This window comes from Pseudomonas sp. KH_024_B2, from assembly GCF_057839965.1.
Map to the genome: position 1 here is coordinate 572,937 of NZ_CM174502.1, position 26,297 is coordinate 599,233.

Annotated in this window: 23 protein-coding genes; 12 read left to right on the forward strand and 11 right to left on the reverse strand. The window is 57.9% G+C overall.

What is annotated here, in order from left to right; all coding sequences use genetic code 11:
* The first annotated feature begins 191 nt into the window (after positions 1–191).
* The 6 genes from AC3I0A_RS02645 to AC3I0A_RS02670 all read left to right on the forward strand — a co-directional run bounded on the left by AC3I0A_RS02645 (position 192) and on the right by AC3I0A_RS02670 (position 6,844).
* Positions 192–1,328, forward strand: a complete 1,137-nt coding sequence (locus AC3I0A_RS02645) for a branched-chain amino acid ABC transporter substrate-binding protein (RefSeq protein WP_489376102.1) — start codon at positions 192–194, stop codon at positions 1,326–1,328.
* 170 nt (positions 1,329–1,498) lie between these two features.
* On the forward strand, positions 1,499–2,413 hold the full coding sequence (locus tag AC3I0A_RS02650; protein ID WP_489376104.1) for an ABC transporter permease subunit: 915 nt from the start codon (positions 1,499–1,501) through the stop codon (positions 2,411–2,413).
* Between the two features lie 2 nt (positions 2,414–2,415).
* Entirely contained in the window at positions 2,416–3,699 is a 1,284-nt protein-coding gene (gene livM, locus AC3I0A_RS02655) for a high-affinity branched-chain amino acid ABC transporter permease LivM (RefSeq protein WP_489376105.1), read from the forward strand.
* Positions 3,696–4,571, forward strand: coding sequence for an ABC transporter ATP-binding protein (locus tag AC3I0A_RS02660; protein ID WP_489376106.1), 876 nt, complete (start codon positions 3,696–3,698; stop codon positions 4,569–4,571). The genes livM and AC3I0A_RS02660 overlap by 4 nt, the downstream gene beginning before the upstream one ends.
* Entirely contained in the window at positions 4,568–5,284 is a 717-nt protein-coding gene (locus tag AC3I0A_RS02665; RefSeq protein ID WP_489376107.1) for an ABC transporter ATP-binding protein, read from the forward strand. Before AC3I0A_RS02660 ends, AC3I0A_RS02665 begins: the two co-directional genes overlap by 4 nt.
* Before the next feature lie 792 nt (positions 5,285–6,076).
* Complete coding sequence (locus AC3I0A_RS02670) at positions 6,077–6,844, forward strand: SDR family oxidoreductase (protein WP_489376109.1); 768 nt, start codon at positions 6,077–6,079, stop codon at positions 6,842–6,844.
* Positions 6,845–7,003: 159 nt separating this feature from the next.
* Here AC3I0A_RS02670 and AC3I0A_RS02675 read toward each other — a convergent pair whose 3' ends face one another.
* From AC3I0A_RS02675 to AC3I0A_RS02705, 7 genes are all read right to left on the reverse strand, one after another.
* The gene (locus AC3I0A_RS02675; RefSeq protein ID WP_489376110.1) at positions 7,004–8,137 is read right to left on the reverse strand and encodes an AGE family epimerase/isomerase; all 1,134 of its coding nucleotides are present in this window, start codon (positions 8,135–8,137) and stop codon (positions 7,004–7,006) included.
* A gap of 233 nt (positions 8,138–8,370) precedes the next feature.
* The gene (locus AC3I0A_RS02680) at positions 8,371–8,946 is read right to left on the reverse strand and encodes a HupE/UreJ family protein (protein WP_489376111.1); all 576 of its coding nucleotides are present in this window, start codon (positions 8,944–8,946) and stop codon (positions 8,371–8,373) included.
* Between the two features lie 54 nt (positions 8,947–9,000).
* Positions 9,001–9,615 (reverse strand): urease accessory protein UreG, encoded by a 615-nt coding sequence (gene ureG, locus AC3I0A_RS02685; RefSeq protein WP_489376112.1) that lies wholly within the window; start codon positions 9,613–9,615, stop codon positions 9,001–9,003.
* Between the two features lie 9 nt (positions 9,616–9,624).
* On the reverse strand, positions 9,625–10,299 hold the full coding sequence (locus AC3I0A_RS02690; RefSeq protein WP_489376113.1) for an urease accessory protein UreF: 675 nt from the start codon (positions 10,297–10,299) through the stop codon (positions 9,625–9,627).
* Positions 10,296–10,796, reverse strand: coding sequence for an urease accessory protein UreE (ureE, locus tag AC3I0A_RS02695; RefSeq protein WP_489376114.1), 501 nt, complete (start codon positions 10,794–10,796; stop codon positions 10,296–10,298). The genes AC3I0A_RS02690 and ureE overlap by 4 nt, the downstream gene beginning before the upstream one ends.
* 298 nt (positions 10,797–11,094) lie before the next feature.
* On the reverse strand, positions 11,095–11,727 hold the full coding sequence (locus AC3I0A_RS02700) for a TetR family transcriptional regulator (RefSeq protein ID WP_489067798.1): 633 nt from the start codon (positions 11,725–11,727) through the stop codon (positions 11,095–11,097).
* A gap of 169 nt (positions 11,728–11,896) precedes the next feature.
* On the reverse strand, positions 11,897–12,367 hold the full coding sequence (locus AC3I0A_RS02705; protein WP_489376115.1) for a hypothetical protein: 471 nt from the start codon (positions 12,365–12,367) through the stop codon (positions 11,897–11,899).
* Positions 12,368–12,731: 364 nt separating this feature from the next.
* Between AC3I0A_RS02705 and AC3I0A_RS02710 the strand changes: the two genes are divergently transcribed.
* Entirely contained in the window at positions 12,732–14,798 is a 2,067-nt protein-coding gene (locus tag AC3I0A_RS02710; protein WP_489376116.1) for an AsmA family protein, read from the forward strand.
* Between the two features lie 92 nt (positions 14,799–14,890).
* Here AC3I0A_RS02710 and AC3I0A_RS02715 read toward each other — a convergent pair whose 3' ends face one another.
* Together AC3I0A_RS02715 and AC3I0A_RS02720 are read right to left on the reverse strand one after the other, a co-directional pair.
* Positions 14,891–15,619: a hypothetical protein gene (locus AC3I0A_RS02715; protein ID WP_489376117.1), complete on the reverse strand. Its 729-nt coding sequence runs from the start codon at positions 15,617–15,619 to the stop codon at positions 14,891–14,893.
* Positions 15,620–15,718: 99 nt separating this feature from the next.
* Entirely contained in the window at positions 15,719–16,483 is a 765-nt protein-coding gene (locus AC3I0A_RS02720) for a hypothetical protein (protein ID WP_489376118.1), read from the reverse strand.
* Between the two features lie 306 nt (positions 16,484–16,789).
* Between AC3I0A_RS02720 and AC3I0A_RS02725 the strand changes: the two genes are divergently transcribed.
* Together AC3I0A_RS02725 and AC3I0A_RS02730 are read left to right on the forward strand one after the other, a co-directional pair.
* Entirely contained in the window at positions 16,790–17,680 is an 891-nt protein-coding gene (locus tag AC3I0A_RS02725) for an esterase/lipase family protein (RefSeq protein WP_489376119.1), read from the forward strand.
* Between the two features lie 172 nt (positions 17,681–17,852).
* Complete coding sequence (locus tag AC3I0A_RS02730; protein ID WP_489376120.1) at positions 17,853–18,863, forward strand: AI-2E family transporter; 1,011 nt, start codon at positions 17,853–17,855, stop codon at positions 18,861–18,863.
* A 163-nt stretch (positions 18,864–19,026) separates the two neighbouring features.
* On the opposite strand, the gene AC3I0A_RS02735 is transcribed toward AC3I0A_RS02730, so the two are convergent.
* Positions 19,027–20,295: an Hsp70 family protein gene (locus tag AC3I0A_RS02735; RefSeq protein ID WP_489376121.1), complete on the reverse strand. Its 1,269-nt coding sequence runs from the start codon at positions 20,293–20,295 to the stop codon at positions 19,027–19,029.
* Between the two features lie 286 nt (positions 20,296–20,581).
* Between AC3I0A_RS02735 and AC3I0A_RS02740 the strand changes: the two genes are divergently transcribed.
* Positions 20,582–21,535: a DnaJ C-terminal domain-containing protein gene (locus AC3I0A_RS02740; RefSeq protein ID WP_489376122.1), complete on the forward strand. Its 954-nt coding sequence runs from the start codon at positions 20,582–20,584 to the stop codon at positions 21,533–21,535.
* A gap of 2 nt (positions 21,536–21,537) precedes the next feature.
* Entirely contained in the window at positions 21,538–21,846 is a 309-nt protein-coding gene (locus AC3I0A_RS02745; protein WP_489376124.1) for a chaperone modulator CbpM, read from the forward strand.
* 63 nt (positions 21,847–21,909) lie between these two features.
* On the opposite strand, the gene AC3I0A_RS02750 is transcribed toward AC3I0A_RS02745, so the two are convergent.
* A complete protein-coding gene (locus AC3I0A_RS02750) occupies positions 21,910–23,046 on the reverse strand; it encodes a sensor histidine kinase (RefSeq protein ID WP_489376125.1) in 1,137 nt (378 codons plus the stop codon).
* Positions 23,047–23,302: 256 nt separating this feature from the next.
* Here AC3I0A_RS02750 and AC3I0A_RS02755 point away from each other — a divergent pair, with 256 nt between their 5' ends.
* Positions 23,303–26,206 carry a dermonecrotic toxin domain-containing protein gene (locus AC3I0A_RS02755; RefSeq protein ID WP_489376126.1) on the forward strand — a complete coding sequence of 968 codons (2,904 nt, stop codon included), beginning with the start codon at positions 23,303–23,305 and terminating at the stop codon, positions 26,204–26,206.
* The last annotated feature ends 91 nt before the right edge of the window (positions 26,207–26,297 follow it).

Below are 26,297 nucleotides of genomic sequence, written 5' to 3' on the forward strand. Positions count from 1 at the left end.
CTTTTGAAAATAAAGGTTTCACCTTCCGCGGTTTAGACGGTTGCACGCCCAATGAAAATGGGCTCAAAACAGTCGATATAACAATAAAAGAGCGACTTTTTTCAGAATAAAAAACCACTGGCACGGCCCTTGCTCTGAGCATTCAGAGAAGTCGCAGTGCCAACTAAAAAAGAACCATGGAGCACCACCTCATGTCCCAGACGTTTTACAAGAAAGGCTTTCTGGCCCTCGCAGTGGCAGCTGCGTTGGGTGTTTCTGCGTTTGCTCAGGCTGACATCAAGATCGGCGTAGCGGGTCCATTGACCGGTGCCAACGCATCGTTCGGCGAGCAGTACATGAGAGGCGCACAGGCTGCGGCTGACGAGATCAACGCCAAGGGCGGCGTCAACGGCGAGAAGATTGTGCTGGTAAAAGGCGATGACGCTTGCGAGCCGAAACAGGCTGTGGCTGTGGCCAACCGTCTGGTCGATCAGGAAAAAGTGGCGGGCGTGGTCGGGCACTTCTGCTCCTCCTCGACCATTCCGGCTTCCGAGGTGTACGACGAAGCTGGCGTGATTGCGATCACTCCTGGCTCCACCAACCCGGCGGTGACCGAGCGTGGCCTGAGTGGCATGTTCCGCATGTGCGGTCGTGACGATCAGCAAGGTATCGTCGCCGGCGACTACATCGTCGACGTGCTCAAAGGCAAGAAAGTCGTGGTACTGCATGACAAGGACACCTACGGCCAAGGCCTGGCGGATGCCACCAAGGCACAGCTGGCCAAGCGCGGCGTAACCCCGGTGTTTTACGAAGGCCTGACCCGTGGCGAGAAAGACTTCAGTGCCGTGGTCACCAAGATCCGCGGTGCCGGTGCTGACGTGGTCTACTTCGGTGGTCTGCACTCGGAAGCCGGCCCGCTGGTTCGCCAGTTGCGTGAGCAAGGTCTCACGGACGTCAAGTTCATGTCCGATGATGGCATCGTCACCGACGAACTGGTGACCACAGCTGGCGGCGCGCAATTCGTCGACGGCGTTTACATGACCTTCGGTGCCGACCCGCGTCTGCTGCCAGACAGCAAGTCGGTCGTGGATACCTTCCGTAAGTCAGGTTATGAGCCAGAGGGCTACACCCTGTATGCCTACGCTTCAGTCCAGGTGCTGGCTGCCGGCTTTAACGGTGCCAAATCCAACAAGGGCGAAGATGCGGCCAAATGGCTGAAAGCCAACCCGGTCAAGACCGTCATGGGCGAGAAGACCTGGGACGCCAAAGGCGACCTGAAAGTCTCCGACTACGTGGTTTATCAGTGGGACAAGGACGGCAAATACCACCAGTTGGAAAAACAGAAGTGACATGAATCTCTGATCTGGCCGGCCCCACCCGGTGCCGGCCAGACCAAAGCGTGTTCGTGCAGTACCTGTCTTTTCTCGTAGAGCTGCACAAGTATGTGTTGCGCAGGTGGTTGAACCCCAAGCCGTCGCAGCAGTGTTTGTGCAGTCTCTCAAGTGTGTGAGATTGCGTTATGGATGGTATTTTCCTGCAGCAACTGATCAATGGGCTGACCCTCGGGTCCGTCTATGGTCTGATCGCCATTGGCTACACAATGGTCTATGGCATCATTGGCATGATCAACTTCGCCCACGGCGAGGTTTACATGATTTCCGCTTACCTCGCGGCAATCAGTCTGGCTCTGCTGGCCTACTTCGGTATTGAATCCTTCCCGCTACTCATCCTCGGAACCCTGATATTCACCGTCATCGTGACGGGGATCTATGGCTGGGTCATCGAGCGCGTGGCCTACAAACCCTTGCGCAACTCCACCCGACTGGCTCCGCTGATCAGCGCCATCGGTATCTCCCTGATCCTGCAGAACTACGCGCAGATCAGTCAGGGTGCGAAACAGCAGGGGGTGCCGACGCTGCTTGCCGGCGCGTTGAAAGTCGATATCGGCAGCGGCTTCGTCCAGCTCACCTACACCAAGATCTTCATTCTGATCGCAGCCTTTGTCGGGATGGCGCTGCTGACCTACATCATCAAGTACACCAAACTCGGCCGCATGTGCCGTGCCACTCAGCAAGACCGCAAGATGGCCTCGATCCTGGGGATCAATACCGACCGGGTGATTTCCTACGTGTTTATCATCGGTGCAGCCATGGCGGCCCTGGCCGGCGTGCTGATCACCATGAACTACGGCACGTTCGACTTCTATGCCGGCTTCATCATCGGTATCAAGGCGTTCACCGCGGCGGTACTGGGCGGGATCGGTTCGCTGCCCGGCGCCATGCTCGGCGGGATCATTCTCGGCATCTCCGAGTCGCTGTTCTCAGGGCTCATCAACTCTGACTACAAAGACGTGTTCAGTTTCTCGCTGCTGGTACTGATCCTGATCTTCCGTCCTCAAGGCCTGCTGGGTCGCCCACTCGTGGCGAAGGTGTAAGTATGTCTGCTGCTCATAACAAACCTATCGATATCAAAAAGAGCGTCATTGACTCCATTCTTGCCGGGCTGATCTCGCTGATCGTGTTCGGGCCGATTGTCGGCGTGGTGCTCGAAGGCTACAGCTTCAACCTGCAACCGGCGCGCGTCGGCTGGCTGGTGGCAATCGTCATGGTCGGGCGTTTCGCGATGAGCCTGTTCCTGCAAACTGCCAAAGGCTTGAAGGTCCTCCAGGGCTTCGAGAGCACCGGCTCCGGGGTGCATGTGCTGGCGCCGGATTACAAGTCGCGGCTGCGCTGGATTATCCCGGCGTTGATCGTGATCGCCATTGTGTTTCCGTTTTTTGCCAACAAATACATTCTGACCGTGGTCATTCTCGGGCTGATCTACGTATTGCTCGGCCTTGGGCTGAACATCGTGGTCGGCCTGGCCGGCCTGCTCGATCTGGGCTACGTGGCGTTCTATGCCATCGGTGCCTATGGCCTGGCGTTGGGTTATCAGTACCTCGGGCTGGGGTTCTGGACGGTGTTGCCATTGTCGGCTCTCGCAGCGGGGCTCGCGGGATGCCTGCTCGGCTTCCCGGTCTTGCGAATGCATGGGGACTACCTGGCCATCGTGACCCTGGGCTTCGGTGAAATCATTCGCCTGATCCTCAACAACTGGTTGTCCTTCACCGGTGGTCCAAACGGCATGCCGGTGCCGTCGCCGACCTTTTTCGGCCTGGAGTTCGGCCGCAGGGCCAAGGAAGGAGGGGTGCCGTTCCATGAGTTCTTTGGCCTGGAATACGACCCGAATATCAAGTTCCTGTTCATCTACATCGTACTGTTTCTGGTGGTATCGCTGGTGCTCTACGTCAAGCATCGCCTGACCCATATGCCTGTCGGTCGGGCCTGGGAAGCGCTGCGCGAGGACGAAATCGCCTGCCGCTCGCTGGGCCTGAACCATGTACTGGTCAAGCTATCGGCCTTCACCATCGGTGCTTCCACCGCGGGTCTGGCAGGGGTGTTTTTCGCCAGCTATCAGGGCTTCGTCAATCCGGCGTCGTTCACCTTCTTCGAGTCGGCGCTGATTCTTGCCATCGTGGTATTGGGCGGCATGGGCTCGACGGTCGGCGTGGTGATCGCGGCGTTCGTGCTCACCGTCGCGCCGGAGCTGTTGCGCACCTTCTCCGAGTACCGCGTGCTGCTGTTCGGTGTGTTGATGGTGTTGATGATGATCTGGCGACCGCGCGGCTTGATCCGTATCAGCCGTACCGGTGTGACCCCGCGTAAAGGAGTGGCGCCATGAACGAAGACATCGTTCTCCAGGTCGACAATCTGATGATGCACTTCGGCGGTATCAAAGCCCTGAGTGACGTCAGCCTGAAGGTCAAACGCAACTCGATTTTTGCCTTGATCGGCCCTAACGGCGCGGGCAAGACCACGGTGTTCAACTGCCTGACCGGTTTCTACAAGGCCTCCGGCGGCAGGATCGAACTCAAGGCCCATGGCGTCCAGACCAATGTCATCAAACTGCTCGGTGAGCCGTTTCGCGTAACCGACTTCTTCTCGCCGAAAGTCTTCGCCAGCCGGTTGTTCTACAAGATGTTCGGCGGCACTCACCTGGTGAACCGTGCAGGACTGGCGCGGACCTTCCAGAACATTCGCCTGTTCAAGGAAATGTCGGTACTGGAAAACCTGCTGGTGGCTCAGCACATGTGGGTCAACCGCAACATACTGTCGGGTGTTCTCAACACCAAGGGCTACCGCAAGGCTGAAAGCGACGCGCTGGACCACGCCTTCTACTGGCTGGAAGTGGTGGACCTGGTGGACTGCGCCAACCGTCTGGCCGGTGAACTGTCCTACGGCCAGCAGCGGCGTCTGGAAATCGCCCGGGCGATGTGTACCCGGCCGCAGATCATCTGCCTCGACGAACCGGCTGCCGGCCTCAACCCTCAAGAAACCGAAGCGCTGAGCAAGATGATCCGGCTGCTGCGCGATGATCATAATCTGACCGTGGTGCTGATCGAACACGACATGGGCATGGTAATGAGCATTTCCGACCACATCGTGGTGCTGGACCACGGCAACGTGATTGCCGAAGGCGGGCCTGAAGCGATCCGCAAGGATCCTAAAGTGATCGCTGCTTACCTGGGTGCTGACGAAGAGGAGCTGGTATGACTGGACCGATCCTCGAGCTCAAAGAGATCGACGTGTTTTACGGGCCGATTCAGGCCCTGAAGAAAGTTTCTCTGCACATCAACGAAGGGGAAACCGTCAGCCTGATCGGCTCCAACGGTGCCGGCAAGTCGACCCTGTTGATGTCGATCTTCGGCCAGCCACGGGCCGCTGACGGGCAGATCATCTATCAGGGCGTGGACATTACCCACAAGTCGTCCCACTACATCGCCTCCAACGGTATCGCTCAATCGCCGGAAGGGCGACGGGTGTTCCCTGACATGACGGTCGAGGAAAACCTGTTGATGGGCACCATCCCGATCGGTGACAAGTACGCCACCGAGGATATGCAGCGCATGTTCGAGCTGTTTCCACGGCTCAAGGAGCGTCGTACCCAGCGGGCCATGACCATGTCCGGTGGCGAGCAGCAGATGCTCGCCATCGCCCGTGCACTCATGAGTCGACCCAAGTTGCTGTTGCTCGATGAACCGAGCCTGGGGCTGGCACCGATTGTGGTGAAACAGATCTTCGCCACCCTGCGTGAACTGGCGGCAACCGGCATGACTATCTTTCTGGTGGAGCAGAACGCCAACCACGCACTCAGGTTGTCGGATCGGGCGTACGTGATGGTCAACGGCCAAATCCGCTTGACCGGCACCGGCAAGGAGCTGTTGGTCAACGAAGAGGTGCGTAACGCCTATCTCGGCGGTCACTAAACAACAGTTGTAGTAAAAACGCCCTGACGGGTTATCCGTCAGGGCGTTTTTTTTGGGACCGCATTTGTGGGAGCCCATTCGCACTAATCCTGAAATTGTGGAAAACAATATTCGCAACCTGTTAAAACGCGACATAAAGCCGCTGCAAATAGTTGTTTTGCCACGGTTTTGACTTGTCCCCGTTTGCTGTGGAGCTGGCTGTGGGTAACGTGGGAGTAGCTGGCTGCAAGCCTTGAATGGCGTGGCTTGTAGCGTTGTGATTGTTTTTTGATCAGGCGTTTTTACCTGGCTTTGAATGGGTGTTGTCAACCTTTTTATTGGCATGGGAAGAAGGCTGGAAAACAGCTGTTCAGCCTGTGGATAAGTCTGTGGTTAAACTCTGGAAAGACTCGGTAAGGCGGCGTCGTTACTGGCGTGGCGCCATCGTCTCGATGACTGAGTAGTCGCGCGATTTCCAGACTGCTACATGTGGCGCTCTGCGGGTCAAGCAAAAAACTTCCAGATTCGCGCTGCAGGCCCTGTGGATAGCGGCCCGGAGCATTTTGCACTTGCCCCCAAAGACTGTGGACGGGGCTGTGGATAAGGTGCGTGCACATGGCTGTAGGCCACGGCGAGCATGGCTTTGGATCGAGTGATCAAATTTCGTACAGTGCTCACGCTCTTCGGCAGCCGCTACGAGGGGCCGTGTCGCATACATATCTTCGCTCTGGTTGCCGCTACGCCGCTGGCCGGGCATGCTGCCGGTTGATTATCTATTCCAATGGCTGCTTGAAGCCCAGCAAGGAGAACACGATGTCCAACACCCTGTTTATTACCGGCGCGACCTCCGGTTTCGGTGAAGCCTGCGCCCGTCGTTTTGCCGAGGCCGGTTGGTCATTGGTGCTGACAGGCCGTCGTGAAGAGCGCCTGAATGCCTTGTGCGCCGAACTCTCCAAGCAGACCGAAGTGCATGGCCTGGTGCTCGATGTACGTGACCGCAAGGCCATGGAGACGGCAATTGCCAACCTGCCGCCGTCCTTCAGCAAGCTGCGCGGGCTGATCAACAACGCCGGGCTGGCCCTGGGTGTCGATCCAGCCCCCAAGTGCGATCTGGACGACTGGGACACCATGGTCGATACCAACATCAAAGGCCTGATGTACAGCACTCGCCTGTTGCTGCCACGGTTGATTGCTCATGGGCGTGGCGCAGGAATCATCAATTTGGGCTCCATCGCCGGTAACTACCCGTACCCGGGCAGTCACGTTTATGGCGCGACCAAGGCCTTCGTCAAACAGTTCTCGCTGAACCTGCGCTGCGACCTGCAAGGCACTGGTGTGCGGGTGACCAACATCGAGCCGGGCCTGTGTGAAAGCGAGTTCTCGCTGGTGCGTTTTGCCGGAGATCAGGCTCGATATGACGCCACCTATGCCGGCGCCGAGCCGATCCAGCCGCAAGACATTGCCGAGACGATTTTCTGGGTCCTCAACACCCCGGCCCACATCAACATCAACAGCCTTGAGCTGATGCCAGTGAGCCAGACCTGGGGTGGCTTTGCCATTGAGCGTGGGGCCAAGGCTTAAGACCGAGTTGCTTCTGTGGCGAGGGAGCTTGCTCCCGCTGGGGCGCGCAGCGGCCCCAAAACCTGCAACCGCGATCCATCAGGAATACTGCGTTCGCTGGCTTTACGACTGCTGCGCAGCCGAGCGGGAGCAAGCTCCCTCGCCACAAGGGTCTGACAGTCAGCCGAAATAGTCGAGGAGACCGCGATAGCAGGTCGCCAGATGATAAGGCGTGGTCGACGGCATATCCCGGCGGCTGACTGTGCCGGCGGCATCCAGGCACTCATACCAGCCATCGGCATGCAAAAACCGCTGTAGCAGCGCGTTCAATTGGCGGTTCAGCAACGGCTGGCTGCCAGGCCGCAAGGTCAGCGCCCGCAAATACTCGGCTTGAGCCCAAATGCGCTGGGTGCCGTCGCGAACCGTGCCATTGATATCCAGCATGCCGCTGACAGTACCGGTTTGCGGATCGACACCGACCTGTTCGGCATAGACGAAGGCGCGCTCCAGGGAGGTATGCAGCAGCGCGCCTTTGAGCCGCGGGGAAGACTCGAGCAGAAAGAACCACTCGAACTGATGCCCCGGTTCGAACCAGTTATCCACAGCTCCCAGCGGTTTCTCCATCATCACACCGCGCTGGCGGTCAATGAAGCGTCGCTGCATGGCATCGCACAGCGTGCCGAGCGCGGTTTGCACGGCAGCGTCTTCGCGAACCGCCAGGGTGGCGAGAAAGGCTTCGGCCAGGTGCATCAACGGGTTCTGCAATGGCCCTGATTTGAGCGATGACCAGTCCCGATCGAGGCTGGCTTCATACAAGCCGTCGTCCGTGGCGAAGCGCTCGGCGACCACTTCCAGAGCAGCATTGAGCACCGATTCCACCAGTGGCTCGCGGACTTTGGCCCAGTAATGGGCGCAGGCAAAAATGATAAAGGCGTGGGTGTAGAGGTCTTTGCGCTTGTCCAGCGGTGTGCCGTGGGCGTCGATGCTATAGAACCAGCCGCCATGCCCGGCATCGTGGAAATGTTGCTGCAAGGAGCGAAACAATGCGGCTGCGCGATCCTGGGCGGTGGGTACAGCGGGTTCGCCGATCAAACTTGAAAACAGGTACAACTGCCGCGCGCAGGCCATGGCCCGGTAGCGTTGAGGCGGCAATGGCCGATGTTCGGCGTCCAGCGCTTCATAGGGCAGCGCCAGTTCAGCATTCCAGCCGGGACCTTGCCAGAGCGGCACGATCACTTCACAAAAATGCTGCTGCACGACAGCGAACAGGGCGGTCAATTCAGGCTGAGAGGCGGAGCTGGAAACATCGGGCATCGGCTGGCGTCGTCACGGCAGAGGTGTTTGCGCGACATGGTAGCAGAGAGGTTGCCTTGAGAGCGGTTGTGTCTTTCGGACCGTCTTCGCGGGCAAGTCGGATCGCCGCACCGCCGCTCCCACAGGATCCGAGTCGAGCACACCATGGTGCTCTGAAGCAGATCTAATAATGTGGGAGCGGCGGTGCGGCGATCCGACTTGCCCGCGAAGAGGCCGGTACAGGCGATAAAGATTCAACCCGCCAACAACCAGACTCCAGTCGCCGCCGACGCCGCACCCGCCAGCCGAACCAGTGGCGCAGCCGCTTGCGGCAATACGCGCACTACGGCGTAACCCGCCGCATGCAAGGCCGCGGTCGCTGCGATAAACCCAATCGCATACGCCCAGGGGCTGGCCATGTCCGGCAGTTCCAGGCCGTGGGCCACGCCGTGAAACAGTGCGAACAGCGCCGTTGCGCCAATCGCCAGGCTCAACGGCGGACGTACCGCCAATGCCACGGCCAGGCCCAACGCCAGCACCGAAGCGGCGATCCCGCTTTCCAGGGCTGGCAGGTTCAGCCCTTCAAAACCGAGCAGGCCGCCGATCAGCAGGGTGCCGACAAAGGTGCACGGCAGCGCCCAGCGTGCCGCGCCTTGTTGTTGCGCGGCCCACAGACCGACCGCGAGCATCGCCAGCAAGTGATCGAGGCCGCCAAGCGGATGACTGATACCCGCGATCAAACCATTGTCACCATGGCCAGGGTGGGCAAACGCCAGGGTAGGGGTAAGCAGCAGCAGGGCGAGGGCGCCGAGAATACGTTTGAGTGTCATGAGTAAGCTTCCTTGTTGATGCTTCGTTAATGCTCTTTGTTAATAAAGGCATCTTCAGGCCGCAGTCAGCAGCCCCTGGCGCTCGATAAAAGCAATAATTGCGTCCAGCCCCAGACCGGTTTTCTGGTTGCTGAAGACGAACGGCTTGTTACCGCGCATGCGCTTGGTGTCGCTGTCCATCAGCTCCAGGGACGCGCCCACCAGTGGCGCCAGGTCGATTTTGTTGATCACCAGCAAGTCGGATTTGCAGATCCCCGGGCCGCCCTTGCGCGGCAGCTTGTCGCCGGCCGAGACGTCGATCACGTAGATCGTCAGGTCGGACAATTCCGGACTGAAGGTCGCAGACAGGTTGTCGCCGCCGGACTCCACCAGAATCAGGTCCAGGCCCGGGAAGCGCCGATTGAGTTGATCGACCGCTTCCAGGTTGATCGAGGCGTCCTCGCGAATCGCCGTGTGCGGGCAGCCGCCGGTTTCCACTCCGATGATCCGCTCCGGCGCCAACGCCTCGTTGCGCACCAGAAAGTCAGCATCTTCGCGGGTGTAGATATCGTTGGTGACCACCGCCAGGTTGTAGCGCTCGCGCAGGGCCAGGCACAGGGCCAGAGTCAGGGCGGTCTTGCCGGAGCCGACCGGGCCGCCGATACCAACGCGCAATGGTTGTGCGTTCATGTGTTTCTCCTAGGAACGGAATAGACGGCTGTACTGGCGCTCATGGGCCATGCACGCCAGGGACAGGCCGAAAGCGGCGCTGCCGTAATGGTGGGGAGCGATGTTCGAAGCGTTTTGCTGAGCCTGTTGCAGCAGCGGCAGCAATTCGCTGGTGAGGCGTTGAGCGGCCTGTTGACCAAGGGGCATGGTCTTCATCAGCACTGCCAATTGGTTTTCCAGCCAACTCCAGAGCCAGGCGGCCAGCGCGTCCTGTGGGCTGATCTGCCAGGCGCGGGCGGCCAGCGCCCAGCCGAGGGCCAGATGCGGTTCGGGACGTTGTGCAAGAAAGCCCCGGGCGCAATCGTCCAGTTCCGGCAAGCCGTTGAGCAGTTGTTGCAGGGAATAGCCCATTTGCCGGCTCTCCTGGTGCAACTCGCGGGTCTCGCGACTGGCGCGGTGTTGTTCGCAGAGTTGCAGCAGTTCTGCCCAGTCCTCGTTCGTCGCGGCGGTGCAATGGGCGAGCAACAGCGGCGCTTCGAAACGCGCGAGATTGAGCAGTAACTGGTCACCGATCCAGCGCCGGGCACTTGGCGGGTCGATCACTCGCGCTTGCTCCACGGCCATTTCCAGACCTTGGGAGTAGCTGTAGCCGCCAATCGGCAGTTGCGGACTGGCCAGGCGCAACAAGGCCCAGGCTGGGTTCATGTACGTACGCCGAACTGGTGCAGGCGCGGCGGGTAGTTGAAATCCTCGTCGCCGTGCCGGGAGTGGTGATGTCCACCGCCATAGGCACCGTGTTCCGGCTGAAACGGCGCTTCGAGGGTTTCGGTATGGGCGCCAAGTTGTTCGAGCATGGCTTTGAGCACGTAGTCATCGAGCAAGCGCAACCAGCCATCGCCGACTTGCAGGGCGACATGCCGATTGCCCAGGTGATAGGCGGCACGTGTCAGTTCAAAGGCATTGGCGCAGGTGACATGCAGCAGTTGTTCGGGACGAGCGCAGACGCGAACGATGCGCCAGTCTTCGGCTTGCAGGAACTCACCGTCATGCAAGGGTGGCTGGCCGCGCTCCAAAAACAGTCCGACGTCTTCACCTTCGGCACTGAAACAGCGCAGACGGCTTTTACTGCGCGCCTCGAAATTCAGGTGCAGTTCGGCGGCCCAGAGGGGTTGAGGGTCGATTCTGCGATGAATCACCAGCATTGGAAGGCTTCCAGCAAAGGACAATGCTCAGGCTAGAGCAAGGGGCTTGCCAATCGGGCTGGATGTAGGAAATTTCCGTCAGGACGTGGCTTGCGCCAGAAAATGGGGCGGGGGATTTGGGGGGTGGCGGATGGGTTTGGTGCGGCGAGAGATTTGGTGCACCATTTTGAAGCGATGTGAGGTCCTGTGGGAGCCGGGCTTGCCCGCGAAGAACGATGACGCGGTCCGTCTGGTACACCGCAGCGCCTGCTTCGCGGGCAAGCCCGGCTCCCACAGGTACCGTGTTGTTAGCTAATACCTACTCTGTACTCCCCAATCCCTGCCAATGCTTCAATCCGATAAAGATAAACCGTAGTTGCTGGGTGATTTTCGCCTGTGGCGTGAGGTGTTCGGGTAGCGCTTCGGCGGGAGGGTCAATGATGTCCGGCAGGGTGGCAAACACGCTTTTGACGATCAAATCGGCCATGACTGTCAGGCCGGCGACGTCGAGGTGTTGCAGTTTGGGCATCAAGGCCAGGTCTGCTGCCAGGTCCGAGCTGATGTTTTCCCGCAGGGCGGCAATCGCCTGACGCACCGGCAGCGAGCCGCCATATTGTTCGCGGGCGAGAAACAGAAATTGCGAGCGATTGGCCGCGACCACGTCGAGAAAAATCCGTACTGACGCATCGATGATGCCGCCCATGACGAACTCGTTGTGCCGCACCAGGCGGATGGTCGCACGGAAGGTCTGGCCGACTTCGCTCACCAGCACAAGGCCAAGTTGATCCATATCGGCAAAGTGCCGGTAGAAACCTGTGGGTACGATCCCGGCGGTTTTCGCCACTTCGCGCAGGCTCAGGCTGCCGAATCCTCGGCCGCATTCCATCAAGTGGCGAGCAGCGTCCATCAGGGCGTTACGGGTCTGTTGTTTCTGTTCGGCGCGGGGCAGCATCGGGTGGCTGATTTTCTGATCAAGGACAGCGACGCACTCTAGCAAATCAACTTTGCCGACGTCGAACTTGAGTGGTGCAAGCAAGAAGAGAATGGGGCGAGAGAGTGCTACTTATACAAAGTCAAAGCCCGATCCAGGGATCGGGCTTTTTTTCAGAGTCACCATGGGCTCAGCTCACAGTGCTGTTGCGTTCGATTACACGATCACCGCCATTTTCGGCAACGGTTTGACCTTGTGGGGTACGCTCGTAGCCGCCTTCGGCAACGGTTTGACCTTGTGGGGTACGCTCGTAGCCGCCTTCGGCAACGGTTTGACCTTGTGGGGTACGCTCGTAGCCGCCTTCGGCAACGGTTTGACCTTGTGGGGTACGCTCGTAGCCGCCTTCGGCAACGGTTTGACCTTGTGGGGTACGCTCGTAGCCGCCTTCGGCAACGGTTTGACCTTGTGGGGTACGCTCGTAGCCACCTTCGGCAACGGTTTGACCTTGAGGGGTGCGCTCGTAGCCACCTTCAGCAACGGTCTGGCTGAAAACCGAATGGCTGGCTTTTACTTGAGGAGTGGCTTGTTCGGCAGCTGGCAAGGCGAAAGCATTGGCGGCCAGTATCGAGAGAGTCAGACTAAGCAGTAATTGGCGTTTCATGATGGGTGCTCCGTAGAAAGGCTATGAAAGTGGGTACGGAGTCAATGGTACTCGCGCTAAATCAAGATAGAAGTTCATAAGGGCAATGGTAATAATCAACAGAATTGATTGTTCTGCTAAAAGGCTCTAGAACGGGCATCTTCGGCGGATATTCTTGCACTGAGGAGGGTGTTTTCGACCCATTTGCGCCTCACAAAAGTGTGGGTAGACAATGTTTGACTGGTCGATCGAAATCAGTCGACGTTTGCGTTAAACCTGCGGGCGATTTTCCAGTCGTAATGTTCATAGCAGGTCGATTCCAGGCCTGCCGCTTCAAACGTGCGTCGCAATTCGGGCGCTCAGCCGTAACCAGGAGTCACGTGCAATGACGCGCACTCGTAAAATTCTCGCCTGGACTGTCGCCAGCCTGGTTTTTCTACTGGCCATACTGGTTCTGATTATCGCGTTCTTTGACTGGAACCGGATCAAACCGCCGCTCAACGCCAAGGTCTCTGAAGAATTGCATCGCCCCTTCGCCATCAACGGCAACCTGGCGGTAATTTGGCAGCGCGAGCCCGATGAGGGCGGCTGGCGGGCCTGGGTGCCGTGGCCGCATGTGGTGGCTGAAGACTTGACCCTGGGCAACCCACAATGGTCGAAAAGCCCACAGATGGCCAACCTCAAGCGGGTCGAATTGCGCGTCTCGCCATTGGCGCTGCTGGCCCGGCGGGTGGTGATCCCGCGTATTGATCTCACAGAGCCCAATGCCGCTCTGGAACGCCTGGCCGATGGTCGCGCGAACTGGACCTTCCAGTTCGACCCGAAAGACCCGGACGCCGAACCCTCCAGCTGGGTGGTGGACATCGGCGCCATCGGTTTCGACAAGGGTCATGTCATCCTCAACGATCAAAGCCTGAAAACCCGGCTCGACCTGCTGATTGATCCGCTGGGCAAGCCGATCCCGTTCAGCGACATCGTCGGCGACAAGACGGCGCAAAAGGCACTCGAGAAGGGCTCCGCGCCACAGGATTATGCGTTTGCCTTAACGGTCAAAGGCCACTATCACGGCCAGCGACTCGCCGGCGCTGGAAAGATTGGTGGCCTGCTGGCATTGCAGGGTGCAGAGCCATTCCCGCTGCAAGCCCAGGTCCAAATCGCGGACACCCGCGTCGAACTGGCTGGCACCCTGACTGACCCGCTTAATCTCGGCGCGCTGGATTTGCATCTGAAACTGGCCGGTACCAGCCTGGGTAACCTCTATCCGCTGACCGGCGTGACACTGCCGGACACATCGGCCTACGCCACCGATGGTCATCTGATCGCCAGCCTGCATGAACCGGATGGTGCTTCGTTTCGTTATGAAGCATTCAACGGCACGATCGGCGGAAGCGACATTCACGGCAATCTGACCTATGTCGCCAGTAAGCCGCGGCCCAAACTCAGTGGGGCGCTGGTCTCCGATCAATTGCTGTTCGCTGACCTGGCGCCATTGATTGGCGCCGACTCCAACGCCAGGCAAAAAGCCCGTGGCGGCGAAGGCAAGCAGCCGGCGACCAAGGTGCTGCCGGTCGAAGAGTTTCGTACCGAGCGCTGGCGCGATATGGATGCGGACGTCGAGTTCACCGGCAAGCGTATCGTCCACAGCGCCGAATTGCCCTTTACTGATCTCTACACCCATCTGATTCTCAATGACGGCCAGTTGAACCTTGAACCGCTGCGATTTGGCGTGGCCGGCGGCAATCTGGATGCGCAGATTCGTCTTGACGGACGCGCGGCACCGCTGGAAGGGCGGGCGAAACTGACGGCACGCAACTTTAAACTCAAGCAGCTGTTCCCGACTTTCGAACCGATGAAAACCAGTTTCGGCGCGCTCAACGGTGATGCTGACATCGCGGGTCGCGGCAACTCGGTGGCAGCGTTGCTGGGGACCGCCAACGGTGGCCTGAAAATGCTGATCAACGACGGCGCTATCAGCCGCAGCCTGATGGAAATCATCGGACTCAACGTCGGTAACTACGTGGTCGGAAAAATCTTTGGCGACAAGGAGGTGAAGATCAACTGTGCAGCGGCGGACTTTGACATCAAGACCGGATTGGCCACGGCCCGCTTGTTTGTCTTCGACACCGAGAATGCGATCGTCTATATCGACGGCACGGCCAATATGGCCAGCGAACAGCTTGATTTGACGATCAGCCCTGAGTCCAAGGGCATGCGCTTGCTCTCGCTGCGCTCGCCGCTGTATGTACGTGGGCCATTCATCAAGCCCGATGCCGGTGTGAAGGCGGTGCCGTTGATGTTGCGCGGTACGGGGATGGTGGCGCTGGGCGTACTTGCCGGGCCTGCGGCCGGCTTGCTGGCGCTGGTGGCACCGAGTGGCGGGGAGCCAAATCAGTGCGCGTCGTTGCTGGAGCAGATGAAGGCCGGCAAGGCGCCCAAGACCGTCAAGGGCTGAAGACGGCGCTCCTATCGCCCTTGAGCGCTAATGGAACATAAGGTGCCATTAGCGCTGTGGGACTATCCAGGCTGCCCCAGGATTTCAGCCTTTCACTCGGTTAGTTTGTGCGTTAGTGTAGGCGAGCCTATTTGAAACAGATGGGTTTTCATTTTGGTGCCAAGCTTTTCAATGATCTGATTTCTTACCGAAGCGTATTTGTCTTCTATCAGGTAGGTCGACCACAAAGTGGTTTCAGGGTCGCCAAGGATATTCTTTTCAGAAAGCACTTGGTCAAGAATCGTGATGTCAACGGCATGGGATGTTTCGAACGACACTTGAAGTGAGATAATGGTTTTGTTTTCGCAGACGATGGTCAAAAGTGTACTGACGGTGAAGGTGGACTTTTCATCTTGCCGATCGTCGCCGATTCCAGCAGTAGAAATGTTTTCCCTTTGGAATTTATTCAGTATCGCTGCAATGACCGGAGAATCGTCTGGTAACTGTTTTATGATGGAAAAAGCATTGGCTAATTGTTGCAGTTGCTCTTTTTGCAACAATCTGGATAAGCCGATTTGGGCGAGGCTTAAAATACTGGATGGTTCGTTTTTAATGCTGATATTGCCAAGATTTTTGAGGTTCCAGAACAAATTGCCGAGTGTTTTTCTGTAAGAAGCGAACCAGGTGTTGGGGTGGGTGTTGTTGGCGGTCGATGTGTTGGCGACTAATTGTCCAAGTAGGCTGGAGTGCAGAATATCCTTCTTGAAGTTTTCGGAGTGTGAACCGCAAAAGAGAGTGATATTTCCGTCGACGATGTAAATATCTGGCGTCAAAGAGTTCATAGAGGATCCGGATAATTAAAGTGAAAGCCGGTAGTCATGACTGGCACTGGGACCATGAGTACTCACTGATCCCGGTACCCATCGATTTCTTGAAAGAAATTATTGGAAGCTTGGGATACCTTCCAGGAAATCTTCGGCAGCTTTTCCGAGCTTATTAAGGACCGAGGAGCGCACCCGATTGTAGACACTCACGTTGAGATAAACCGCCGACGCCGCCGATTTTATATCGGTAGATTGAGTGGTCGATCTCCACCAGAGTATGCCTCGGGTACTTTCCCTGACATTCACGGATGTGCAGTTAAGAATCATCATCGGTGAACCTTCGCGGGTTTGCCAAACCGGAGACATGTCAAACTTGGCCTCATAGCCAGCTTTGGCATTGCGGTTGTAAATGCCGATCAGGCCCTGATCTTTTTTGACACCCTCCACTGCTTTGCCGGTGAGCTGCAGCAATCGAGGCGCGTTAGCACCGACCAGGCCCTGTAATACTTCAAAGGCAACAGCGTCCATTGTCAAACCGGTCCTTTTGATGGTCTGGTTTTTTACCTGGAAGGCCTGAGTGACCCATCCGAGGTTGGCAAGGCCTTCGGTATAGTATTTATACCATTCGTGCAGCTGTTTAATCGGGTCGTACTTCTGGGAGGCGGCGTTCTGCATCAGTAGTTTGCAACAGTCGACATCCTCGCGATTTTGTTCGGATACGCCGGGGAGGTATATGTTCATCATCTCCGGCCCGACAGTGCCGCTTTCTTTGGTTGGGTCGATGGGTGGGGTGAAAGAAGCGATTCGACGTACGCTGCTGGTTGTGGGTGTTGGCAGAGCAGGCAATAAATCAATGAACTCGAGTCGTTGTTCCATATCCATAGTAGTAATCCTTTACTGAATGAGTGTGTGCAGCCATGTGGTTGCGGTCTTAAAGATAAGTTAACCGTTCAGGATGTCCAATGCTGGTTTGTAACTGAATAGTTGTTTTTAGTATGTAATGCTTCAGGTGCTGGTAATGGTAAGTTGTGCGTATTTGCCAATAATTGAAGTGGTCAGTTTTAGTGGTGTATGTGCTTGCGTATGAAAACGTTGGCTGGTCATTGCGCGGATCGATCCATGAACGCCTTACCGTTTCCCAGCCATTACGTCTAGGATGGGAAGTTCAGCTCAGTCAGGGACTCGCCTATGTCGCAAGAATCAGCCATGCGTTATCCATTGGTGTTGGTCCCGGGGATGTTGGGGTATATCCGCTTGCTGTTCTACCCGTACTGGTACGGGATTGTTTCGGCCTTGCGCCGGGGTGGCGCGACGGTGATCGCGGTGCAGGTGTCGCCGCTCAACTCCAGCGAGGTGCGTGGCGAGCAATTGCTGGTGCGCATCGAAGAGATATTGCGCGAGACCGGTGCCGCCAAAGTCAATTTGATCGGCCACAGCCAGGGTTCGCTCACGGCGCGTTACGCTGCCGCCAGACGCCCGGACCGGGTGGCCTCGGTGACCTCGGTTGCGGGCCCGAATCATGGTTCGGAACTGGCGGATTACCTGCACACTCATTACCCGGCCGACAGCCCTCGCGGACGTCTGCTGAGCTTTGCGCTGTGGCTGATTAGCGCCTTGATGAGCCTGCTGGAAACCGGCTATCGCGGGCCGAAATTGCCCGTGGATATCCAGGCTTCGCACCAATCGCTGACCTGCGAAGGCGTGGCGCTGTTCAATCAGCAATACCCGCAAGGTTTGCCCGACACCTGGGGCGGGCAGGGTGCTGAGGTGGTCAATGGCGTGCGCTATTACTCCTGGTCCGGGACCCTGCAGCCGGGCAAGACCGATCGCGGGTGCAACCTGTTCGATGGCACCAACCGCAGCTGCCGGCTGTTTGCCAGAACCTTCGTCCGCGAAGCCGGGCATTGCGACGGGATGGTCGGACGCTATAGCTCCCATCTGGGCACAGTGATCGGCGATGAGTATCCGCTGGATCATTTCGACATCGTCAACCAAGCGCTGGGACTGGTGGGTAAGGGCGCCGAGCCGGTACGGTTGTTTGTCGAGCATGCGCAGCGGTTGAAAGTGGCGGGTTTGTAGTTACATTTCTTCAGTTCGACCGCGTCATCGTTCTTCGCGGGCAAGCCACGCTCCCACAGGAGTACGCAGTCAGCTGTGCGGGCTTGCCTCGCCCCAGATATCCTTCCACTCGCTTCAGCGTCTGAACGCTGGCAGACTGCCAATCCTTTAACGCCGATCGTTTTGAGGCTGTATGCCAACGTTTTCTCAGCGTCATCTGTTGTTCTTCAGTTGGGCGATCATTTTTGGCGGCTTGTTGCTGGTCTTGCCGCTGCGGCTGTTGCCGAGCCTGCTCGCGGGTTTGTTGGTGTTCGAGCTGGTCAACATGCTCACCCCGCAACTGCAACGGTTGATTGAAGGGCGCCGGGCGCGCTGGTTGGCGGTGGCGCTGCTCGGCACTCTGGTGGTCAGCGTACTGACGCTGATTTTTGCCGGGGCCATCAGTTTCCTGCTGCACGAAGCGGAGAACCCTGGCGCTTCCCTGGACAAATTCATGGGTGTGGTGGACAAGGCTCGCGGGCAGTTACCGCCATTTATCGACGCCTATCTGCCAGCCAGTGCCGCGGAATTTCGGGTGGCCATCGGCGACTGGCTGAGCAAGCATCTGAGCGATCTGCAACTGGTCGGCAAGGACGCGGCGCACATGTTCGTGACGTTGCTGATCGGCATGGTGCTCGGCGCGATCATCGCCTTGCAGCGGGTGCCGGATCTCACCCAGCGCAAACCACTGGCCGCGGCGTTGTTTGATCGCTTGACGCTGCTGGTCCGGGCGTTTCGCAATATCGTCTTCGCGCAGATCAAGATTTCCCTGCTCAACACCTTCTTCACCGGGATTTTCCTGGCGGTGGTCCTGCCGATGTTCGGGATCAAATTGCCACTGACCAAAACCCTGATCGTGCTGACCTTCCTGCTCGGCCTGCTACCGGTCATCGGTAACCTGATATCGAACACGCTGATCACCATCGTCGGCTTGTCACTGTCGATCTGGGTGGCGATGGCGGCGCTGGGTTATCTGATCTTTATCCACAAGCTGGAATATTTCCTCAACGCACGAATCGTCGGCGGGCAGATCAGTGCCAAGTCCTGGGAGTTGCTGCTGGCGATGCTGGTGTTCGAAGCCGCCTTCGGCCTGCCGGGAGTGGTGGCAGGGCCGATTTATTACGCGTATCTGAAGAGTGAGTTGAAGCAGGTGGGGTTGGTTTAGAGCAGGGAGTCTGTTGAAGGCTGTGTTGTCTGATCTGGCCCTATCGCGAGCAAGCTCGCTCCCACATTAGATCTCCTGTGCACATCAATATTGTGAACAGTAGAGATTCAATGTGGGAGCGAGCTTGCTCGCGATGGAGTCGCCTCGGTCTGTCAGGCAGTACTCAGCAGCCGTACCGTTTCATGGCTTCGATCGCCAGACCGCTACCGATGCTGCCGAAGATATTCCCTTCCACATGCCGCGCGTTCGGCAGCATTGCCGAAACGCTCTGACGCAGGGCCGGGATGCCGCTCGAACCGCCGGTGAAGAACACCGTATCGACCTGATCGACGCGCACATCGGCATCGTTCAGCAACCGGGTAACGCTGTTGCGGATGCGCTCCAGCTGGTTGTCGATGGCCGACTCGAACAGCACACGGCTCAATTCCACGCTTAACCCCGGTTCGATGCGATCGAGCGGCACATGACGGCTTTCGGCGTGGGTCAGCTGGATCTTGGTCTCTTCCACTTCCATCGCCAGCCAGTGTCCGGCGCGCTGTTCGATCAACTTGAACAGGCGGTCGATGCCGCCGGTGTCTTCGATGTCATAGCGCATGCTGCCCAAGGCCAACTGGGACTTCTGCGAGTACACCGAGTTGATCGTGTGCCAGGTCGCCAGGTTCATGTGGTGGCTGGTGGGCATGTAGGCCTGGCTCTTCATCCGGCTGCCATAACCGAACAGCGGCATCACGCCTTGCAGGCTCAACTGTTTGTCGAAGTCAGTCCCGCCCACATGCACACCGCCGGTGGCGAGGATGTCGTCGTGGCGGTGGTCTATGGCGCGGCGCTCCGGGGACAAACGCACCAGCGAGAAGTCCGAAGTACCACCGCCGATGTCGACGATCAGCACCAGCTCTTCACGCTCGATGGTTGACTCGTAGTCGAAGGCAGCGGCAATCGGTTCGTACTGGAAGGACACGTCCTTGAAGCCGATAGCCCTTGCCACGTCCACCAGGGTGTTTTCCGCTTCCTGGTCGGCCAGCGGATCATCGTCGACAAAAAATACCGGGCGGCCGAGTACCACTTCCTCGAATTCATGACCGGCGGTCGCTTCGGCGCGCTGCTTCAACTGACCGATGAACAGCCCGAGCAGGTCCTTGAACGGCATGGCCGTGCCGAGCACGCTGGTGTCGTGCTTGATCAGCTTGGAACCCAGCAGGCTCTTGAGCGAGCGCATCAGCCGGCCTTCATAGCCTTCCAGATACTCGTGCAGCGCCAGCCGGCCATAGACCGGGCGGCGTTCCTCGATGTTGAAGAAGACCACCGATGGCAGGGTGATCTTGTCGTCCTCCAGCGCGATAAGCGTTTCCATGCCGGGGCGCAGCCAGCCGACAGTGGAGTTGGACGTGCCGAAGTCGATGCCGCAGGCACGAGCTGGAGATGCGTCTTTCATGTCTTTCGAGTTCCGGTTAAAAAACGGCCGCGCAGTGTATGTCAGTGCGGCGAATATTCGTAGGCCGACTATCTGCTAAATCGCAGCGATAAGCGCCTTGAAAGACTATCCTTCGCCCCCAAACTTGCAGGCATGGGCCTGGCAGCCTCGGCACACTCAAAAAAGTGCCGATAAAATTCTGATGTGCCGGTCAGTCACACGATTGAGATCGGTCAATCCAAACGCTGCCAAAGAGAGCATGCTGTGCCTGGCTGCGCGATATCGATAACGGATGGTGATTCCCTCGATGGACTTCAAAGACTATTACAAGATTCTCGGTGTGGAGCCGACGGCGGACGACAAGGCGATCAAGGCCGCGTACCGCAAGCTGGCACGCAAATACCACCCCGATGTCAGCAAGGAAAAGGACGCCGAGAGCAAGTTCAAGGACGCGTCCGAGGCCTATGAAGCGCTGAAAAGTGCCGACAAACGCGCCGAATACGACGACCTGCGCAAATACGGTCAGCATGGCCAGCCGTTCCAGGGCCCTCCGGGCTGGCAGAGGCGTGGCGGAGCGGGTGCAGGTGGTTATGGACAGGATACCGGCGATTTTTCGGACTTCTTCAGTTCGATCTTTGGCTCGCGCGGTGGTGGATTCAGCGGTGGACAATCAGGCCGTAGTACCGGTCGTCGAGGACAAGACGTGGAAATGGAATTACCGGTTTTTCTTGAGGAAACCCTGTCGACCGAGTCGAAGAAGGTCAGTTTCCAGGTGCCGCAGTACAACGCCGCCGGCCAGCACGTCAGCAATACCAGTAAAAGCCTGAACGTGAAGATTCCGGCAGGCGTGGCCGACGGCGAACGCATCCGCCTCAAGGGCCAGGGTGCACCGGGTGTGGGCGGGGGGGCCAATGGCGACCTGTACCTGACCATCCGTTTTGCGCCGCATCCGAAGTTCGATGTCGAAGGTGAAAACCTGATCGTCACCCTACCGCTGGCCCCTTGGGAACTGGCGCTGGGCGCTGAAGTCGCGGTGCCGACCCTGACCGGCAAGATCCATCTGAAAGTTCCGGCCGGCAGCCAGAATGGCCAACGCATGCGCGTCAAAGGCCATGGTCTGCTGCACAAGGCTGGCCACCGTGGTTATCTGTTCGTGCAATTGAAAGCAGTCCTGCCCAAACACAGCAACGATGAGATCAAGGCGTTGTGGCAGGAGCTGGCGGAAAAAGCCGCCTTTAACCCGAGAGAACACTGGAGTTGATCATGAGCGGTACCTTGATGGTTCAGCTACTGGACATGGAAGAATTCTGTGAGGTGACTGACTTGTCGGCTGCCTACGTGATCGAAATCGTCGAACACGGCATCCTCGAACCTCAGGGCAAGGCGCCCAAGGATTGGCGTTTTACCGACTATGAACTGGCGGTGGCCAAGCGCGCGGTCAAGTTGCGTCGGGATCTCGAACTCGAATGGGAAGGGGTCGCCCTGGCCCTGGACCTGCTCGAGGAGGTCCAGCAACTGCGGGCCGAGAACCGGATGCTCAAGCAGCGGTTGGGGCGGTTGGTGGTGGAGTAATCCGGGATTATTGTTGACCTTGAAGCCGCTACATTCCTGCTGATCCATCTGACCCTACAGGGACTACGCAGGCCGCGAATGCTTGGGCAACACCACCGTAAACGTCGTGCCGTCTGCTTCGTTCGAGGTGACCTCGATGCTGCCTTGATGGGCGTTAACCACTTCCTTGACGATAAACAGGCCCAGACCAAGGCTGGTGGAGGGGCCGCCCGGTTCCTCGCTGGAGCTGCGTACCAAGGGGTCGAAAATAGTGCTGAGCGCATCTTCGGGAATCGGTGAGCCATAGTTATGCATGATCAGCGTGACGCTGTCGGCGGTGCCTTTGAGGGTGAGGGTCACCCTGCGACTATTGGTGCCATGTTGCAAGGCGTTGCCGATCAGGTTTTGCAGCAGTTGATCAAGCCGCCCGCGATCCCAGATACCTTGAGTGTCCCCCTCGACATTCAATAGCGCCCGGCAATCGGGCTGTCCGGCGCAGGCTTCATCGATGGCGGCCTGCGCAGCACTGGCCAGGTCCATGAGCGTCGGTTCGATGGGCAGGCCGTTGCCCAGACGGCTGCGCACGAACTCCAGCAAATCGTTGACCATCACGGCCATATGGCGGGCAGCGTTCTTGATCAGTGAAACGTAGGTCAGTGTTTCGGTATCCAGTTTGGCTTTGCGCACCAGCATCTCGGTGGACATGCTCACGGCCTGCAACGGTGCGCGCAGGTCATGGCCGAGAATGGCCAGAAAGATATCCCGCGAACGATTTACCTGTTCGGCATAAGCGGCGGTGGACTCCGCCAGGGCTTCGTCGATGGCCTCGTTGAAGCGAATCATGTCCTGGAAATAAGCCAGATCGGGTGACTCCAGGCTGTTGACCCACAAGCGGATCACGCAGGCGCGCAGATGACGGAATTCGGAAGTCATCTGCACCAGATCAAACCCGACGTTGTGCCTGAGCTCTCCGTGGCTGGCCGCGGCTTGATCCAGGCTCGGGGTTTTTTCCGGGCCTGCGCCCATGGCCTTGGCGGCTTGTTCGCTGACGGTCTGTGCGGTCTTCATGTCGCGTGACGCGGCCAGCAGGATCGACTTTGCATGGTCGCGCAGGATTGCCCGATTCATTGAGTCGACGTCAGGTGCGATGGCTTTGGCGAACTGCTCCCACTCATCGACGATGCGATCCACGTGTTGCACGATGAATTCGGATAGGCGCATGGCCGGTGACCTTGCTGGGCAGTGATTGTCATTAAGTGTGGCGCATCCTGGCGCCTTTGTCGTTCTCCACCTGCAAGCACAGACGAAGGTGTCTGCCTCGATGTGTTAACAAGGTGGTACTTAGTTATTTTTTGCTGCTATTAATTGAATCGTTATGGCGGCTATTGGGCCGTTGTCAGGCATATTTTGATTTTTTGTTTTTGATCCGTAATGAGTAGATTGATTGTTCAATTGAATTGCATACGGATTGTGCGAAATGTCTGAATCGATAAACAACGAAAAAGGTATTCACTTCGACTTAATAAAAAATGTCATTCCCGAGTGTCTCATTCGGACTTCGCCGCAACGGCGTAAGGTACTGAAAGACACAAAACCCACCCTGCCACAGTGGTATGAAAATAGCTCGGCAGAGCAGCAGGTCGTATTAAAGACGTTAATGGAGGCTGATTGTCATGCCCAAAACAAGTGGGACAAGACCATCGAGGCTGTGCAGAACATCACCACTTATGCCAAACCCCTCCTGACCGCGACGTTGGCCGAAGCGGGGGTTGACCTGGATGTCGAGAACACTTGGGTGCGACTTTATTACCCGGTGGAGTTCAGGTTTTTCGGTATCCCGGTGGGCGTCAATACCGGCGACGTGCGTAGCAGAACCTTCTCCTTGCTGCAGGCGGCGTTGCATAACTTTGAGGCCTTCGAGGCCGAGGAGGGCTACTTTGACCAAGACTCCTCATTTATTACTGAGCCCGACGTGCGTGGGCACTTCGATGTTATTCAGCCTGCGCTGAAAATCCAGCAGTTCGTAACGATTTGTCGAAAGCTGGATATCGGTGGCCAGTATGAAAAGTATATGAATGGCTTTCTTTATGAGGGTGGCTCTGCGCACCAGCAGGCACTCAGTCAAGCATTCATCAACCGCAAAAAAACCGCGATGAAGGCCGCGGCCTATGTTGCCCTTCTGAAGGGCGATATCGAGCTCAAGCATTACCAGTTGTTAGTCGAACTGATCAATGAACAGGATATCGTCAAGGACCAAGACAGCCGTCGGAACATCAGCTATAGCCCGATCCGGCTGATGGGTTACGCGATCGCCGAATGTGCACTGTTCTTTCCGACGCACACCAACCGGTTCGACGGCAGTTATGTCATTGCCTACATCCCGGACGATCCCGAGCACCCGATAAAGAAATACCCGTCGTTCGCTGACTTCGAACAGGAACTCACCCGTCAACTGATGTACAGGCCGCAGGGTAGCGGGATCGATAGTGCCAGGGATGTGCTTACCGATTATCAGCGGTTTTTCAGCCGCTTCGTTTCGGAAAAGGACCGGGCTCATTTTTTCCTGCGCTTCACCCAAAAGGTCCTGGATGCGCCGTCCGGAACCTACTGGAAAGACCAGGTGCGCGGCTATCTCAAGTACCTGAGCCCGGTTTCAAGGCTGGTCGGCCCCATAGAAGATCAGCACGGGCGGCGAGATCCGCTTGAAAATATCGATTTACATGTTGAGTTTTCGTCGAATTTCCAATGGGTTGGCATGGCGGGTATCTGGACTGAAATGTTTCGCCAGAAACGTCGGCATATGCGCGAAGACGCCCAGGTCCTGGCGGTTTCCACCGCTGCCGAGGACGACATCACCCGTGAACGCCGACTCTCCAACTACCTGAACATTGGCCTGTTCGTCGTCGGCATCGCCGCGTTCGTTTTGCCTCCGGTAGGTGCGGTCATGTTGCTGGTCACAGCGGACCAGTTGTTGTTCGAGACGATCGAGGGCGTTCGCGAGTTGAGTCAGGGCGACAGGGAGGCGGGTTGGGCGCATATCACCGATGTGCTGGAGAACCTTGCGACGATGGTGGCGTTGGCGCCGGTTTTCCACTACACGGTGTCACCGTTTATCGAGGGTTTGAAACCCGTCACGCTACCCAGTGGCAAGACACGCTTGTGGAAGCCCGACCTCAAGCCCTACGAACTGAACATCAGGTTGCCGGAAAGCTCCAGGCCCAACGAGTTGGGGCTGCATCAACACAGGGGTCAGAATGTGTTACCCCTGGAGGGCAAGCATTACGCATTGAAGAAGGAGCCGTACCCCGGCCAATACAGAATCCAGCACCCCACCCGGCCGGATGCGTATCAACCGCAGCTGAACCATAACGGCAGCGGTGCCTGGAGTCATGAGATGGACCCGCCGCTGCAATGGGCGAAAAGCACCTTGTTGCGCCGCCTGGGACATGCCGTGGACTCCTTCACCGACATCGAACGGGAACACATCCGCACGGTAAGTGGTACGGATGAGAATGCGCTGCGCAGAATGCATGTCGAGGGTGAACCGACGCCGTCGCTGTTGGCCGATACCATCCAACGGTTTGCAGCCTATGCCGATGCCGGCAGCGTGGGGACGCAGATCCGTGTCGGGCAGCTCAGGGATGATCATTGCGGTTATGCGGCGTCGTTGATGGTTGAGTTGCCGAGGTGGCCTCGGATGAAAGCGATAGAGGTTTTCGAGGGCCCCGGTTTGAGCGGCACGTCCATTCAATATGGTGATGTGGCTGCACCGACTGCAGATGTCATCAAGGTCAGCCGGGCCGAGCTCATGGCGGGGCAGTTGCCGGAGCGAATCGTCGGCGCCCTCAGTGAAGAGCAAATCAAGCGTCTGGTCGGTCTGGAGGTCGCGTCGGACCAGAGGATCGAAACCTTGCAAGCACGACTTGCCGATCATGCCGATCACGCCAGGGCGCGGATATTCCAGAGTCTATATAGCGACCGGGAGCCATCGGTAAATCCACGAATCCAATTGATTCAACGCAGTTTTGCCAACATGCCGAGCCGGATCGCCCGCGAGCTATTGGCTGATGCGACACCTGACGAACTGCAGCAGATGAAAACCACCCGGCGCGTACCGCTGCGGCTGGCGCAAAAGGCTCGCCTGGTGCAACAAGAGGTGCGGTTGGCGCGAGCTTATGAAGGACTTTATCTGAACGCTCTGATGAACGCGGATACGGAAAACCTTGCGCTTCACTCACTGGAAAAACTGCCGGGCTGGCAGAGCGATTTGTGTATCGAAGTCCGGGACGGCGCGTTCAGCGGAACGTTACGCGCCAGAGTCGGCCTCGAGAACTCTGCCCGGCGCAAGGTCCTGGTTCGTACAGGAGATGGACAATACTAAGCGCGCGATGCCAGTGACAATCACCTGCACGGCAGGGATGACCTGTATGCGGCCATTCAGCACGCATTACCGGATGAGGCGCGCATGGCGC

Excerpts from the sequence above, each read along its gene's own strand:
- AC3I0A_RS02690 (WP_489376113.1), bottom strand. The coding sequence starts at position 10,299 with ATGAACCCAGCCTGGGCCTTGTTGCGCCTGGCCAGTCCGCAACTGCCG.
- ureE (WP_489376114.1), bottom strand. The coding sequence starts at position 10,796 with ATGCTGGTGATTCATCGCAGAATCGACCCTCAACCCCTCTGGGCCGCC.
- AC3I0A_RS02660 (WP_489376106.1), top strand. The coding sequence starts at position 3,696 with ATGAACGAAGACATCGTTCTCCAGGTCGACAATCTGATGATGCACTTC.
- AC3I0A_RS02650 (WP_489376104.1), top strand. The coding sequence starts at position 1,499 with ATGGATGGTATTTTCCTGCAGCAACTGATCAATGGGCTGACCCTCGGG.
- ureG (WP_489376112.1), bottom strand. The coding sequence starts at position 9,615 with ATGAACGCACAACCATTGCGCGTTGGTATCGGCGGCCCGGTCGGCTCC.
- AC3I0A_RS02680 (WP_489376111.1), bottom strand. The coding sequence starts at position 8,946 with ATGACACTCAAACGTATTCTCGGCGCCCTCGCCCTGCTGCTGCTTACC.
- AC3I0A_RS02715 (WP_489376117.1), bottom strand. The coding sequence starts at position 15,619 with ATGAACTCTTTGACGCCAGATATTTACATCGTCGACGGAAATATCACT.
- AC3I0A_RS02675 (WP_489376110.1), bottom strand. The coding sequence starts at position 8,137 with ATGCCCGATGTTTCCAGCTCCGCCTCTCAGCCTGAATTGACCGCCCTG.
- AC3I0A_RS02700 (WP_489067798.1), bottom strand. The coding sequence starts at position 11,727 with ATGCTGCCCCGCGCCGAACAGAAACAACAGACCCGTAACGCCCTGATG.
- AC3I0A_RS02710 (WP_489376116.1), top strand. The coding sequence starts at position 12,732 with ATGACGCGCACTCGTAAAATTCTCGCCTGGACTGTCGCCAGCCTGGTT.
- AC3I0A_RS02740 (WP_489376122.1), top strand. The coding sequence starts at position 20,582 with ATGGACTTCAAAGACTATTACAAGATTCTCGGTGTGGAGCCGACGGCG.
- AC3I0A_RS02705 (WP_489376115.1), bottom strand. The coding sequence starts at position 12,367 with ATGAAACGCCAATTACTGCTTAGTCTGACTCTCTCGATACTGGCCGCC.
- AC3I0A_RS02745 (WP_489376124.1), top strand. The coding sequence starts at position 21,538 with ATGAGCGGTACCTTGATGGTTCAGCTACTGGACATGGAAGAATTCTGT.
- AC3I0A_RS02665 (WP_489376107.1), top strand. The coding sequence starts at position 4,568 with ATGACTGGACCGATCCTCGAGCTCAAAGAGATCGACGTGTTTTACGGG.
- AC3I0A_RS02730 (WP_489376120.1), top strand. The coding sequence starts at position 17,853 with ATGCCAACGTTTTCTCAGCGTCATCTGTTGTTCTTCAGTTGGGCGATC.
- AC3I0A_RS02735 (WP_489376121.1), bottom strand. The coding sequence starts at position 20,295 with ATGAAAGACGCATCTCCAGCTCGTGCCTGCGGCATCGACTTCGGCACG.
- AC3I0A_RS02720 (WP_489376118.1), bottom strand. The coding sequence starts at position 16,483 with ATGGATATGGAACAACGACTCGAGTTCATTGATTTATTGCCTGCTCTG.
- livM (WP_489376105.1), top strand. The coding sequence starts at position 2,416 with ATGTCTGCTGCTCATAACAAACCTATCGATATCAAAAAGAGCGTCATT.
- AC3I0A_RS02670 (WP_489376109.1), top strand. The coding sequence starts at position 6,077 with ATGTCCAACACCCTGTTTATTACCGGCGCGACCTCCGGTTTCGGTGAA.
- AC3I0A_RS02755 (WP_489376126.1), top strand. The coding sequence starts at position 23,303 with ATGTCTGAATCGATAAACAACGAAAAAGGTATTCACTTCGACTTAATA.
- AC3I0A_RS02645 (WP_489376102.1), top strand. The coding sequence starts at position 192 with ATGTCCCAGACGTTTTACAAGAAAGGCTTTCTGGCCCTCGCAGTGGCA.
- AC3I0A_RS02725 (WP_489376119.1), top strand. The coding sequence starts at position 16,790 with ATGTCGCAAGAATCAGCCATGCGTTATCCATTGGTGTTGGTCCCGGGG.
- AC3I0A_RS02750 (WP_489376125.1), bottom strand. The coding sequence starts at position 23,046 with ATGCGCCTATCCGAATTCATCGTGCAACACGTGGATCGCATCGTCGAT.